Raw genomic sequence first — 13902 nt, 5'->3', positions numbered from 1 at the left:
TTTAATCAATTATAGTGCAGCTAAATCAGCACCAGCTTTAAACTTAACAGTTTTCTTAGCCGGGATATTGATAACAGCTTTAGTTCTAGGGTTAATTCCTTTTCTTGCTGCTTTTTGAGTTACAGAGAATGTACCGAAACCAACTAGGGCTACTTTGCCATCTTTTTTCACTTCTTCTGTTACTGATTCAATAAAGGCTTCAAGAGCTTTTTTAGAATCAACTTTGCTCAATCCTGATTTTTCAGCAATTGCATTGATAAGTTCTGTCTTGTTCATAATAATTGAATGTAAATGATTTAATTAAACATTATATAACCGAATTGTTTTTTGAATACATTTCTAGTTCTGGCACTCAAATATAAGTGTTTTATTTAATAATCATAAAAAAAAATAGGAAAAACTCATTAGAATTCAGAAAATATCTAAACGTAAAGTGATTTTCCTCAAGAAAAACAAAAAATATCTGTAATTTTGGGCTTTTGAAACAAAAAAACAAGATATCAAGATGAATCAAAATAGCTCGGGATTCATGAGTTCGATTCCGGTAGTTACCCGAAATCTCATAATTATCAACTTCTTAGTTTGGATTGCTGATGAATTATTAGGCAGCAGGCTTAATATGAGTAATTATCTTGCTCTGCACTATTTTTCTTCAGAACATTTCATGCCTCACCAGATTATAACCTATATGTTTATGCATGGGAGTTTGGGGCATATATTTTTCAATATGTTTGCTGTATATATGTTTGGCCGCACGCTTGAAATGGTATGGGGACCAAAGAGATATCTGGTCTACTATATGTTGACTGGGATTGGAGCTGCCGCTTTACAAATGCTAATCACATATATCAGGGTCCATTCAATAGAAGCGAATATGTCGGCAGAAGCCATTTCCACGGTATATAATGAAGGAATGGGTATATTGATGAGCAACAGAAACTATACTGACCCTGACATGGGAGCATTAAACTTACTTGTTAACAGCAGTATGGTTGGAGCTTCCGGTGCAGTATTCGGAGTATTGGTTGCTTTTGGTATGTTATTTCCTAATGTTGAGCTGATGATGCTTTTCTTACCTATACCGATAAAAGCAAAATGGTTTGTTATAGGATACGGAGTAATTGAGCTATTTTTAGGAATTGCGAATAGTGCAGGAGATAATGTCGCACACTTTGCGCATTTAGGGGGATTGATCACCGGATTTTTCATAATACTTTACTGGCGTAAGAAAGGAAAAGCAAATGGGCACAATTTTAGAGAATATTAAATATCGGTTTAAGCAGAAAGATATACTCATACAGCTTATAATCATCAATATCGCTGTATTCTTGATTCTTTCTGTTATCGGGATTATAGGTAAGTTATTTAAGATCGAAACATTTAACTTAATACCTTACATTGCGGTAACATCCGACCTCTCTCTACTGATAAAACGTCCGTGGACATTATTGACCTATATGATTGTCCACCTCGACTTCTTCCATATACTGTTCAATATGCTTATGCTCTTCTGGTTTGGGCAGATATTCCTGAATTATTTCAATCCTAAAAATCTGGGAAGCCTGTATTTGCTGGGAGGTTTGGCGGGTGCTATATTGTATATCATATCATTCAACACGATACCATATTATTTGGAAATGAATCATCCCCCAATGATAGGGGCATCGGCTTCAGTTATGGCTATTATTTTTGCTTCTGCTTTTTACAGACCAAATGCCGAAGTAAGCCTTTTCATGGTGTTCCGTGTGAAGATTATCTATATCGCACTTTTCCTTTTCGTTATTGATTTTATATCGTTAGACAGCAATACAAATCCCGGAGGACATATCGCTCATATAGGAGGGGCCCTGATGGGTTATCTATTCGCGAAACAATACCTGAAAGGGAAAGACATAACCCGATGGATAAACAAAATAATCGACTCTGTTGCTAACCTAACCAAACCAAGCTATAAAAAGAAGATGAAGGTTAAATATAAAAGACCTGAAACCGACCAGCAATATAATCAACGTCGCCATAAAGAAACAGAGGAGATAGATCGTATTCTGGACAAAATAAAAGCTTCGGGTTATAGCAGCCTTAGCTCAGACGAAAAAAAACAGCTATTTGATGCGAGTAAAAAATAAATTATCCAAGATTAGAGTTGGTCGATTTATCAAATATACAGTATTCGCTACCAACCTAATCGCTATCATCATACTCATCTTGTCAACTCTTGCATGGTATGTAGTGCCATCTCGAGTTACATTTATTGCTTATCTGGGACTCGGCTTTCCGATTATCCTATTTATCAACATCCTGTATCTGATACTTTGGGTTATTACCTTCCGATGGAAATATGCATTGGTTCAACTTATTGCAATATGTGCATTCTGGCAACCGATATTAACATGCTATCCAATTCATTTTAAAACAAAAGAGAAAGACATTCCCCAAAAACATATAAAAGTTCTCACTTACAATGTGCGTGCTTTCAATTGGGCGAAAGGTGAAGCTGCAAGAAACAATCCTATATTGGAATACTTGGTGAACAGCAATGCAGACATAATTTGTTTGCAGGAATTTGCTGTATCGCCTTCCAACAGTAAGAACAAGAAAAGTATAATATCGGAAGCGGAAATAAAACAAAAGTTGAAAGATTATCCTTATAGCAGGATAATAAAGCTGGGATCATCGCGAGGAAACCTTATATATGGATTAGCCTGCTTTTCTAAATTCCCGATAGAGAAAGCGGAGTCTCTCCCGTTAGAAAGTTCATACAATGGATCTGCTATGTATGAATTAAAGATCAATAAGAGAAAGGTAACACTTGTAAATAATCATTTGGAGTCGAACCGAATAACATCTGAAGACAAGAAACTATACAAAGAATTCTTCAAAACGAGAGATAGAGAGATGATCGGAGAGGTAGCTATGAATGTACAAACCCGGTTAGGTGCAGCTTATAAGATAAGAGAAGCACAAGCTAAAATAATACGCTCGATCATAGACAAACAGGAAACAGATGCAACTATTGTATGCGGAGATTTTAACGACTCACCCATTTCTTACGCTTATTATACAATCAAAGGAGATAACCTTGTAGACTCTTATGCGAACACCGGTTTTGGACAAGGCATCACCTATCATGAAAACAAATTCTGGTTCCGAATAGATTTCATCATGCACTCCATGGCTTTCCAGTCTTATAACTGTACGGTTGACAAGATTAAATATTCCGATCATTATCCGGTTTGGACTTATCTGGCATTTAAAGAAAAATAATTATCGACTTATTCTATTGCGAAACAGAGCATAAAAAAGGTTGATCCGTAAGAACCAACCCCTTGCATTTTATAGAAAATCATATATCTATCTTACTGTCGATACCGGATGTTTATTTCCCTTATAACTCTTTAGAATTGCTCTTGTAGAACCGATATTCAGCTTCGAGTCAAGGCGTACAGGCATGCGGTTGTTATCGTTTGTAATATACACCTTCATGGCTTCTTTTTTATCGCTAAAGGCATCATCCATGATACTCAATACAAGTTTTATGCAGCTGTATTTATTTTTATCATTGGCTTCAACGGTTTCTATACCATCGTATTCTATAATCATATTTACCTTTTTCTTTCCCGAGATAAAGTCTGTTTTTGTTGTTTGTCCTTTTCTCATCGAAGAAAAATCTAAAGTTCGAGCATAAAAAACCACACTCATCATATCATATATACACGACGAAGATGTCAAGGTCTCATCAAAACGGAAAGATCCATTTTTGTGGCGCTTTGCTCTTATAATAACATTGTTTCCGGCATATGTATAACGCACCTCCTCTTTTGTATAGTCCTTCCCTTCAAATGCATCCTTGATATATGCCAACGGCACAAGGTCTTTGGTTGTATAACACGACAAAGTATCGTTTAATGCAAATACTTTACGGACAGTCCCCGTAGACTGAGCCATCAATGTCATTTTGTAAGCATCAGTGCCGTTATACTTTTCCGAAATGGTTTTCAGTGAGGAAGTACCGGCTTTTGTATAAATGATTCCGTATTTGAAATAAAGATCATAAGACAAATCCTCTCCTGCCTGAAAAAATGTATTATTTAATTTACATTGAGCATTTGCGTTCAAGCCGAATAAAGCTGAAAGCATAATTATGATTCCTGTAATTTTTTTCACCATAACTGTTATTTTATAGTTTGCCAAGTTTTTAATTAAAAGCTATTCGTATTGTTATAGCTATTATTAGAACTATTTCTATTCCTACCTGTCGTATTCCCCTGCTGGGTAGTAGTATTATTTTGGTTTCTAGTCCGCTGATTTTTAGCGTCTTTCTCCTCTAGCTTCTTCTTTCGAGCTTCTTTATCCTCGGGTTTCTGTTTCGTTATATCCAACGGTTTCTGACTATCCATGCTATTCGGATTAATCCTCCAAGCGGGGTTATTCTCTTCAATCTCAAAGTTAGCCTTTACTTCGATAGCTTTGCCAAGATAGTAAACCTGCTCGGGTTGAAGTTTCATATCATAATCTCCCGTATCCCAAACCCCATTATTATTTCTGTCGAGAACAATACGGGCATAATATGTTCCGGGATCAACGTCTTTAAAAACCGCAACATTATCTATGACTCTGGATTTACGAATTGGTTTATCCGACTTATCTAAAATTTCCATAAAAGAAGGAATGCTATCTACACCTTCCACCCATATGGCGAGCTGTCCGTACTGATCTTCATTCTTTACCTTAAAGTTCTGTTCCAGCTTATTATTCCACAATCCGTAGATACTATAAATAGTGGCCGAATCTATTCTCATCTGGTATTCTGAGCCATACGTCCATCTATTCTTGATAGAATATTTTCGTGGATTCACAGAATCTACAACAAGTTGAACAGGAATGTCGCTATATATACTATCTTTCTTCTGACGAAGTACGATTTTACTTATCAGAGAATCTGTCGTAATAGGCTCATTAAATTCTAACTGAATATTTTTATAGGTATCCCACGAAGAATTCAAATTATTATTAATCGTTAAGAAGGTAATTGGGGGCTCTTCTCCCTCTTTAAGCTTTTTCTTCTCTTTCTCCTTTTCTTTTTCTTCTTTCTCTTTATCTTTCTTTCGAGTACGGTCTATAAATTTCAATGTATCCGTTGTTGGGATTAACTGGTTTAAAGAGTCTGTCTTCATATAAGATACACGCAGTATAAGAGTATCATGAGCCATCAGAGCTTTATCTTTCATCCAATAGATTAACGTATCATTCTTGGCTGTTTTTTCTAATATAGCCCAATTCTCTTTGTTAAAATTGAGAGGCTCTACTTCCGGCATTATTGTTGGTGCACCAAAGAACAGCGAAAGCTGATTTGGTGTACGCTCATGTTTTTGCAGATATTGTCGTTGAAAACCCGATTTAAAAGATCTCAAAACGATATTATCGGGTAAGAAGCGTGTATATTCTACTGTCTTAATCGTATCTATCTCTTTCTTGGGTGCTTGTTTCTGATTCTTTGCAGTTTCAGCTTCATGATCGTGATCATGATCATGCTCTATAAATATGGTATCAGTCCTTAGAGCCCTTTCTGATGTAGGTTCGATTATAGTTTCCATAAAAGCGATCGCCTCAGCAGGATTATCATACATATAATCTCTGTTGGCATCAGCCAAAGCGTATATCTTATATTTCCCGGGCGCTACACCCTTAATAGAAAATACCCCGGCACTATTGGTACGCCCGATACGATCAAATTTCAGCTTGGTAAAAGCTGAATCTTCCAAATTGGCATGTAATCCCACATAAATTCCTTTCACAGGCTCAAGGTTATCTGCGGTTATCACCTTGCCCGAAATTGCTAAAGAGTCAACAACATCTCCTGTAGAAAAAGAATATGAAAAGTTTTCTAAAGGATTCTCCTCATTATTATCTACAATGGCATCCGTAAAATCTACTGTGTAAGTAGTATTCGGCATAAGAGTATCCCGCAATTCTACTGTTACTCGCCTGTTTACGGAGTGTATAATAGGAAAAGCTTTTTGCGGAGGGGTGATAATCACATTCTCCGAAGGATTCTTTATTGTTACATTCTCATCGAAATCTATCGTTATTTTTCCTTTCGCCACACGAGTTGCATTAAAACCCGGCGAACTACGTACCACCTTCGGAGGGTCGAGATCAACCGGTCCTCCTGTTGGCGTAGCCATATTTGCACAGGCTACAGCGATCAAAATAGTGACTACTAAAACAAGTGATAATGAGATATATTTCTTTATGGACTGTACCATGTTTTATTTAATTTAACGCAAAAATACGATGTTTTATAGATAAATAGGTAAATAGGGTTATAAAATACTTTAACAGAACGCTTATCTGTGGAAAGAGTTATTCAAAATCAATTGACTTTCATTTCCCATATTAAAAAGCAAATCCACAATACTCATATTTTCCACGAACCCTAGTTTTTGTTCAAAAACCTGATAATAAGGAATTGACACAAAGGAAGGATCTAGCGATAAATCTTTCTTTGGGTGAATCACATCCCGCATATCGAGCTCATGGTCTTCAAATGCCGTCTTATATCCGGAGGTGTATTCTATCACAGACAATTCTATATTGAGCAAACCCAGAATAAGACCCCGAAGTTCTTCATTAAAATCGAACAGGAAAGAATATTTCTTATGATAAAACGAATAAAAATCATCCTGATAGTATTCAAAAAAAGGAGTTGAGTTATAAGCCGAAACAATCGCATTCCAATGCATATGCTGCCAATTGCCATGATCAGCAATACGAATATCCTTCGTCAATGTTTTTTCGGAAGATGAATGAACGACAGGAATAGATAAAGGAATAGACCCATTAGCCGAAACAATCATACTGCGATTGCGATACGACTGTTTTGTGTAATTCTCATTCTGCTCAATAAATATATGGTCTCCCTGCACAAATTTTGCATAATACTGAATAGGCGCTAAATAAGCCGATGAAAGATATATATTCATTACAGAATCAATTTACAGAAGTTAAACAACGTTCTTTTCTTAAGTTTCCATTATGGGTGCTATACCAGATAAAACGAACTTTGCCTATTATATTCTTAAAAGGAATAAAGCCCAATATACGAGAATCTAATGCATCATTCGTATTGTCTGACAACATCCAATAGTAATCATCTTGAAACGTATAAGTTGTCTGCTCTTTTCCCCCGATGTATAACTTATCATTAATAACATGGGCATTACCTTCCTGCTCTTGCAGTATTAGCTGCTTATACATATTAATATTCAGACTATTAACACTTATCACTTTACCCTTCGACGGTACTATCAAATGATAATTTTGAGTTGTATCGATCTTACAACATATAGATACAGTGGAGTCTTCTATATTTTCATTAATAATAAAAGCTTCTAATTTATTCAGAAGAATACTTATTGTATCTGCTCTATGCTTCAAGCTACGAATAGGAATATTATGCTCTTCCATTATAGCCTGTATATCCTTTAAAGCGAGAATATGCATAGAATATTCATTCATAAGGTCGGGAGGAGCAATATGGTTTATACCATTAAGGGATAGAAGTCCTTTTTCTACTGAAATAGTATCACCGGGCATTGCAATACAACGGCTGACGATGAGATCTCTCTTATCTAAGGGCTTACCAATATCCATCGGATTGTTGAACAAGACAATATCGTTTCTTTCAATATTCTTTTCCAATATTCTTTTGTAAGGAGCTTCTATAGATGTGAGATATGAACGAACTCCAAATATTTTATCAAAAGTAAACGGAATAGTTAATATTGTAATAGGCAAACGAACACCGTATGATGTTTTATCAATAAGTACTTGATCTCCTTCCAGAAGAGAGGTTTGCATTTGAGACGAGGATATAGTATATGACTCTACAAAAAAAGTTCGTATAAATAACACAATGAGCAAAGTAATCAAAATCACTTTGCCCAAATATGTATAGATATTTTTCTTTTTTGAAGACATTTTTCAATCCCCAATTTTAGCTTATTATTTTTTGTTGCCGGATGTGAAAAGTCTGTTCCAGCGTATTCCGTTCTTATCTTTATCCAAAGAGAGCCATATAAACAAAGGTTTACCTACAACATGATCTTCGGGAACAAATCCCCAAACACGCGAATCGGCCGAATTATCTCTGTTGTCTCCCATCATAAAGTAATAATCCAATTTGAATGTATAAGAATCGGCCTGCTGCCCATTAATGTAAACTTTTCCATCACGATAGTCAAAATCGTTTAGTTCATAATTCTTTATACAACGTATATATGTTGCTACCTTACGATCTACATCAGTATCAAACTTAATTGTTTCACCTTTTTTAGGTATCCATAGAGGATGCAAATCTCCGGGTTGTGTTTGCATGTCATAAGTGATAGGATAAATAGTAGGTTGTACAAATTTTTGCCCCATTCTATTAGCCAACTTATAAAACTGGTTTAGAGGAATTACTTTTTCTACAAATGGCTTTTGTTTCATTTCCTCCACCATTTCTTTAGTCATATTTACACCAGTATATAAGAGTCCCGGATTTCCATTTTTAGCCTTAGGGAAAATTGCCCTCACATACGAAAGGCTATCCACTTCGCTCAAGTCCTGATACATCCCTATTCTCTTTTTGTCTTCCTGGCTTAAGCCCAAATCATCGAAAGCAGCCGAAGATATATCTGTACCATTGGTTTGCACACAATACAACAATTGCATTTTCTCAGGGCTTTGAATTGGTTTTCCGTTGATATAAACGGTATCACCTAAAATAGAGATTGTTTCTCCCGGTAATCCTATACAACGTTTTACATAATTTTCGCGTCTGTCTACAGGGCGATAAAGGATGTCTCCGTATGTATTCTTATTTGTCCAAACTTGGCTTCTTCCGGCTTCTTTGCACAAAACATAGTAATCTACCTCCTGAAATTTTGAAGCCACAGTATCTCCCGATGGATAGTTGAAAACAACTATATCATTTCGCTCAATATGTCCTGTCCCCTTGAATCGCTTGTATTCTAGCTGAGGTTTTTCAAGATACGACTTAAATCCGAAGAAAGGAAAAGTATGCTGCATCAATGGTAACGAAAACGGGGTCATTGGAGAACGTGCCCCATAACTCAGTTTGCTTACACATAGAAAATCACCGACCAAAAGAGATTTCTCTAAGGATGAAGATGGAATCTGATAGTTTTGGAAAAAGAAAGTATTTATAAAATACACTCCTACCAGTGCAAAAAGAATAGCATCGACCCAATCGAGGATACTCTTCACTTGGCGGTTGTTAGATTGTTTCCATCTACCCCAAGGAACAAATTTAGTGATGTATATATCTATAAAAACAGGGATCAGGATCAATACAGCCCAATACCCGGTCCAGATAACAAACGCAACACAGCAAACACTTGCTAGAATGGCATATATCCATTGCTTCATTCCCGGTTTGCGACGTTCTCTTTTATTTTGCTGATTCGAAGAGTTCTTTTCCATATCTTATTTTAAAATTTGAGCATATCACCCATTCCTAAGAATCCTTTTTTACCATTGGTGAATTCGGCAGCCAACACTGCACCAAGAGCAAAACCCACACGGCTTTTAGCATCGTGCTTTATACTTATAATATCTGCTTCAGACTCATATATTATTTCGTGTATTCCGGGAACTTCTCCTTCACGAATACAATGTATAGGCAAGTCTGTTTGTTTTTCTTCTACTTCCAGGCTCCAACGTTCTTTGCGGTCAACCTCCTTTATAAGATCTTCAGCCAGCGTGATAGCCGTTCCACTCGGTGCATCCAATTTATGAATATGATGTACTTCTTCCATCTTTACTTCATAGCTTGGATAGTTATTCATAATCTTTGCCAAATATTTATTCAGGGCAAAAAAGATATTAACACCAAGACTATAATTAGAAGCATAAAAGAAAGTTTTTCCCTGTTCAGCACAAGCTCTCTTTACTTCGTCCAAATGTTCTAACCACCCTGTTGTTCCTGCAACAACAGCAACACCAACTTCAAAACATTTACGATAATTTTGTATGGCGCTATCAGGTGTAGAAAACTCGATTGCAACATCAGCACTTTTGAATGCCGGAGAATTAAACTCCTCCAGATTGTTCATATCAATGATTGATACAATATTGTGACCTCTTTTCAGGGCTATCTTTTCTATCTCATGCCCCATCTTACCATATCCTATAAGTGCTATATTCATTCCGAGAGTTAATTTAATGAGTAACTAAAGCCTACAAATATACATAAAAACTTATTTCCATGAGATTGGATTTCTAATTTATCCCTGACTATTAGTCTATTTTATGCTAAGGAAATTACAGTTGATAAGAAATATAAACATAAATTATCTATTATTTTCATTTAACTAAATTTCAAGGCGAAAACAATAAACATAATCAAAAAAATAATGTTCTAATAAATATAGGAACTTTATCTGCTTCAACATACTAGGAGCAGGCAATATTGAACTTTACATTTATATATTTTTCTAAAAAGAGGATAACTTTTTTCTAAGGTTATCCTCTTCTTATTTTGGATAACAATTAAGTTGAGTCTTAAATAAAAATTTGGATTATTCACAAAATCACAAATGTATGTACCAAACTATCTTGACAACTCAACAAAAAAAGACTGTCTAGGTTTATCTAGACAGTCTTTCAGTATTATAAGATTATTATTTTAATCAATAAAATCTACAGTTTCTTCTCCAATCATTTTACGAAGTGTATTTTTCAACTTCACATATTGGATAAACAAATCGTGCTCTGCAATCTTACTTGGTTCATGCATTGGGCTCTTGAAGTAGAAAGACAACCAATCTTGTATTCCGCTCATACCTGCACGTTTCGCCAAATCGGAGAACAATACTAGGTCAAGACATAAAGGAGCAGCAAGGATAGAGTCTTTACAAAGGAAGTCCACTTTCATTTGCATTTTGTAGCCCAACCATCCGAATAGGTCAATGTTATCCCATCCTTCTTTGTCATCATTACGAGGAGGATAATAATTGATACGTACTTTGTGATAAACATTTCCATAAAGTTCAGGATACAATTCAGGCTGAAGAATATTGTCTATAACTGAAAGTTTCGACTCTTCTTTCGTTTTGAATGAACCCGGATCATCGAGTACTTCTCCGTCACGGTTTCCAAGAATATTGGTTGAGAACCATCCGTTAAGACCCAACATACGAGTTTTGAACATTGGAGACAATACAGTCTTCAACATAGTCTGACCAGTTTTGAAGTCTTTACCACAGATAGGAGTCTGAGTTTTAGCTGCTAGTTCCCACATAGCAGGAATGTCTACTGTAAGGTTTGGTGCCCCATTGATATATGGAATACCCATCGACACTACTGCATAAGCATATACGTTTGAAGGAGCCAAATCTTTATGATTTTCCTTAAGTCCTTTTTCGAATGCTGCTAATGTTTTATGAACTTCACCAAGCGGAGTGAAAACTTCAGTACTTCCGCACCAGATAACTACGATACGATCGCAATTATTTTTTGTTTTAAAATCTTGGATGTCTTGTTTTACTTGTTCAGCTAATTCCCATTTAGTAGGAGCTGATTTTACCCATGTACCGTGTAGACGTTTAACAAAGTCTTGATCGAAAACAGCTTTCATTGGCTTGATTGCTTCCATTTCGTCTTTCACCTTGTTCAGGTCGTCTTTTGTCAACACATCTGCGTGTACTGCAGCTTCGTATGCGTTTTCTTCGAAGATATCCCATCCACCGAAAACAACATCGTTAAGATCTGCCAAAGGCACAGCGTCTTTAATCTTCGGAAAGCGATTTTCTTCCCTTTTTCCCAGACGCATTGTAGCTAACTGTGTAATTGAACCTACAGGAACACCTTGTCCTTTACGTGTTAATAACGTTCCTGCCATGAATGTTGTAGCAACAGCTCCAACACCAATTGTTAGAATACCAAGTTTACCCTTGGCTTCTTTCACTTGTACTTTTTCCATTTTTAATTAATTTTTAAAATACACTGCAACCCGCAGTAATCCTTTAAACCGGAGACTTTATTTCATCAGGATATTATCTCCCGAATTCATAAAATCCTATATAATAGTATAGTTTCAGTGAAGATCTGTTTTACTTTATTCTCCCAACCCGGGCTTTTCTACCATACAAACGGTATCCATTACTAAAGCAGATAGTCAGACTGACTCTATAGTATTATCAATGTATTCAAGTATTGCCTTTCAATCTAATTGAAAGATAGATTTCAACTCCATGAAATCCGTTATAATTATATCAGCCGTAGCATTTTCGTCATCGTCACCCCAGCCCAAGCCTTTGAGCCAAATAGTTTGGCATCCATTTTTTGTAGCGGGAACAATGTCTTTCGTATAAGAATCTCCAATAACGACAATGGAAGAACCAGGAAGACCAAGCTTCTCAACGCCTAATCCAAATATAGCGGGATCGGGTTTTCTTATACCTACAACAGCCGATTCTATAATATCATCAAAATATTTAAGTAAGTCAAAATCGCCTAATACAGACTGTACATTTCCGTAGAAATTAGATACCAGAACCATTGGATAACGGTCTTTGAGTGCTGTAAGTATATTAACTTCCTTTCTAATTAAATCTTTTACAAAGTTATAACATTGATCTGAAATTGCAAGGCTATACATCTTTGTCTTATCATTTTCCTCCAAAAAGCCCTTCTCCAAAAGATATTCTATTTGAAGAGTTACTTTCTTCTTCAGTAAAACATGAAAGTTATCTTCGGGTAATATAACAAGGTTAGCAGCCAGATAACGTTCTACATATACAAACGCCTCACGAAACTGTTCTCTGGTTACAGGAACCTCATTATCCAAATATGATTCCCATAAAACTTCAGCCCAATGCTTACCATTGCTATCTATAGTACCTCCGTAATCGAAGATAATCCCTTTTACTTTTGACAAATCAAACATGCTAAAACTTATTTTAATTGTATTTCCCACTCTTTATATCCAGAACAAAGCCTTTGCTTATCTTCTCATGCCTTGTTACCATATATACAAGCAGTATATTCAATACAGTTAATTCAAATACAAAATACAACCAAGGCCACCCCAACAATATAGACACAAACAATGCGATAGATCGTGTATTGAAAGAAAGAATATTGGTATATTTCATCAAGGGGAGGCTTTTCTCTCTGAAATCGTTGCGGAAACTTTCAGGAGCAACATCTCCAAATCTTTCTCTGAGTAATCGAAATAAAACCTGAAGTCTTGGAGATCGGTTTTCCTGATCCGTGGTATAATTACGATAGAAAAACAATACGATTTTTGCTCCGAAGTTTTTACTCCAAGTTAGTTCTTTAAATTTGGCAGTAAGCTCGGCCGAATTGTCTAATTCACTCCCTGCTTTCCCTTTAAGGAAGAGTAAATGCACATTACGGTAATAATCCGCCATCTCCGCTTGTTTGGAATGGAAATAACCTGTAACACAAGCTAAAACCCATATCCATCCACCCCATTCAGGATAAAGGCGTAAGCAAATACCTACATAAATGGAAGCGAACCACAGATTACCGGCAAAACCATCCAAGACACGCCCCAAAGCAGAAAACTGCTTTGTCATGCGAGCCAACTGTCCATCTGCACTATCATAAGAGTTTGCCCATACAAGTAAAAATATCCCTAACAAAGATATCCATATATTGTCAAAATAAAAACATATCCCAGACCCTATCCCCAAGAAGATACTTGCTATGGTGACAGCATTAGGAGTAACACCTAATTTCTGAAACAATAGAGCCCAACGATAACCGATCGGACGATAGAAATGAATATCTATAAACTCTTCTGTATCCGTTGATTTTAGAGTAGATTCAAGTGTCGGTTGTTTATTATCCATTTAATTTATTGATACTACT

13 protein-coding genes are annotated in these 13902 nt (G+C 36.1%); 3 read left to right on the top strand and 10 right to left on the bottom strand.

Going from position 1 to position 13902, the window contains the following annotated elements; genetic code table 11:
• Positions 1–9: 9 nt before the first annotated feature.
• The gene (locus tag E4T88_RS11905) at positions 10–276 is read right to left on the bottom strand and encodes an HU family DNA-binding protein (protein WP_006841918.1); all 267 of its coding nucleotides are present in this window, start codon (positions 274–276) and stop codon (positions 10–12) included.
• A gap of 229 nt (positions 277–505) precedes the next feature.
• Here E4T88_RS11905 and E4T88_RS11900 point away from each other — a divergent pair, with 229 nt between their 5' ends.
• Genes E4T88_RS11900 through E4T88_RS11890 form a run of 3 tightly spaced genes read left to right on the top strand, consistent with a single transcriptional unit; the run spans position 506 to position 3264 of the window.
• Positions 506–1267 (top strand): rhomboid family intramembrane serine protease, encoded by a 762-nt coding sequence (locus E4T88_RS11900; RefSeq protein ID WP_135105729.1) that lies wholly within the window; start codon positions 506–508, stop codon positions 1265–1267.
• On the top strand, positions 1242–2126 hold the full coding sequence (locus E4T88_RS11895) for a rhomboid family intramembrane serine protease (RefSeq protein WP_135105727.1): 885 nt from the start codon (positions 1242–1244) through the stop codon (positions 2124–2126). Before E4T88_RS11900 ends, E4T88_RS11895 begins: the two co-directional genes overlap by 26 nt.
• Positions 2110–3264, top strand: a complete 1155-nt coding sequence (locus tag E4T88_RS11890; RefSeq protein ID WP_135105725.1) for an endonuclease/exonuclease/phosphatase family protein — start codon at positions 2110–2112, stop codon at positions 3262–3264. Before E4T88_RS11895 ends, E4T88_RS11890 begins: the two co-directional genes overlap by 17 nt.
• Before the next feature lie 87 nt (positions 3265–3351).
• Here E4T88_RS11890 and E4T88_RS11885 read toward each other — a convergent pair whose 3' ends face one another.
• The 9 genes from E4T88_RS11885 to E4T88_RS11845 form a co-directional block, all read right to left on the bottom strand.
• A complete protein-coding gene (locus tag E4T88_RS11885; protein ID WP_135105724.1) occupies positions 3352–4167 on the bottom strand; it encodes a DUF3108 domain-containing protein in 816 nt (271 codons plus the stop codon).
• A 32-nt stretch (positions 4168–4199) separates the two neighbouring features.
• Positions 4200–6266, bottom strand: coding sequence for an Ig-like domain-containing domain (locus E4T88_RS11880; RefSeq protein ID WP_135105722.1), 2067 nt, complete (start codon positions 6264–6266; stop codon positions 4200–4202).
• A gap of 81 nt (positions 6267–6347) precedes the next feature.
• Positions 6348–6983, bottom strand: coding sequence for a WbqC family protein (locus E4T88_RS11875; RefSeq protein ID WP_135105720.1), 636 nt, complete (start codon positions 6981–6983; stop codon positions 6348–6350).
• A gap of 7 nt (positions 6984–6990) precedes the next feature.
• Positions 6991–7980: a signal peptidase I gene (gene lepB / locus E4T88_RS11870; RefSeq protein WP_135105718.1), complete on the bottom strand. Its 990-nt coding sequence runs from the start codon at positions 7978–7980 to the stop codon at positions 6991–6993.
• Between the two features lie 24 nt (positions 7981–8004).
• Complete coding sequence (gene lepB / locus E4T88_RS11865; RefSeq protein WP_135105716.1) at positions 8005–9486, bottom strand: signal peptidase I; 1482 nt, start codon at positions 9484–9486, stop codon at positions 8005–8007.
• 8 nt (positions 9487–9494) lie between these two features.
• Complete coding sequence (gene dapB / locus E4T88_RS11860) at positions 9495–10211, bottom strand: 4-hydroxy-tetrahydrodipicolinate reductase (protein ID WP_135105714.1); 717 nt, start codon at positions 10209–10211, stop codon at positions 9495–9497.
• Between the two features lie 479 nt (positions 10212–10690).
• A complete protein-coding gene (locus E4T88_RS11855) occupies positions 10691–11986 on the bottom strand; it encodes an inositol-3-phosphate synthase (RefSeq protein ID WP_135105713.1) in 1296 nt (431 codons plus the stop codon).
• Between the two features lie 240 nt (positions 11987–12226).
• On the bottom strand, positions 12227–12952 hold the full coding sequence (locus E4T88_RS11850; protein WP_135105712.1) for an HAD family hydrolase: 726 nt from the start codon (positions 12950–12952) through the stop codon (positions 12227–12229).
• 13 nt (positions 12953–12965) lie between these two features.
• Positions 12966–13883 carry a CDP-alcohol phosphatidyltransferase family protein gene (locus E4T88_RS11845; RefSeq protein WP_135105710.1) on the bottom strand — a complete coding sequence of 306 codons (918 nt, stop codon included), beginning with the start codon at positions 13881–13883 and terminating at the stop codon, positions 12966–12968.
• Between the last annotated feature and the right edge of the window lie 19 nt (positions 13884–13902).

This window comes from Dysgonomonas mossii (genome assembly GCF_004569505.1).
In the GTDB taxonomy this organism is placed as follows: domain Bacteria; phylum Bacteroidota; class Bacteroidia; order Bacteroidales; family Dysgonomonadaceae; genus Dysgonomonas.
The sequence above is the reverse complement of the archived record's forward strand: the minus strand, read 5'-3'. Positions and strand labels throughout refer to the sequence as shown.

Coding starts and splice junctions, on each gene's coding strand:
- E4T88_RS11905 (WP_006841918.1), bottom strand. CDS start 276: ATGAACAAGACAGAACTTATCAATGCAATTGCTGAAAAATCAGGATTG.
- E4T88_RS11900 (WP_135105729.1), top strand. CDS start 506: ATGAATCAAAATAGCTCGGGATTCATGAGTTCGATTCCGGTAGTTACC.
- E4T88_RS11895 (WP_135105727.1), top strand. CDS start 1,242: ATGGGCACAATTTTAGAGAATATTAAATATCGGTTTAAGCAGAAAGAT.
- E4T88_RS11890 (WP_135105725.1), top strand. CDS start 2,110: ATGCGAGTAAAAAATAAATTATCCAAGATTAGAGTTGGTCGATTTATC.
- E4T88_RS11885 (WP_135105724.1), bottom strand. CDS start 4,167: ATGGTGAAAAAAATTACAGGAATCATAATTATGCTTTCAGCTTTATTC.
- E4T88_RS11880 (WP_135105722.1), bottom strand. CDS start 6,266: ATGGTACAGTCCATAAAGAAATATATCTCATTATCACTTGTTTTAGTA.
- E4T88_RS11875 (WP_135105720.1), bottom strand. CDS start 6,983: ATGAATATATATCTTTCATCGGCTTATTTAGCGCCTATTCAGTATTAT.
- lepB (WP_135105718.1), bottom strand. CDS start 7,980: ATGTCTTCAAAAAAGAAAAATATCTATACATATTTGGGCAAAGTGATT.
- lepB (WP_135105716.1), bottom strand. CDS start 9,486: ATGGAAAAGAACTCTTCGAATCAGCAAAATAAAAGAGAACGTCGCAAA.
- dapB (WP_135105714.1), bottom strand. CDS start 10,211: ATGAATATAGCACTTATAGGATATGGTAAGATGGGGCATGAGATAGAA.
- E4T88_RS11855 (WP_135105713.1), bottom strand. CDS start 11,986: ATGGAAAAAGTACAAGTGAAAGAAGCCAAGGGTAAACTTGGTATTCTA.
- E4T88_RS11850 (WP_135105712.1), bottom strand. CDS start 12,952: ATGTTTGATTTGTCAAAAGTAAAAGGGATTATCTTCGATTACGGAGGT.
- E4T88_RS11845 (WP_135105710.1), bottom strand. CDS start 13,883: ATGGATAATAAACAACCGACACTTGAATCTACTCTAAAATCAACGGAT.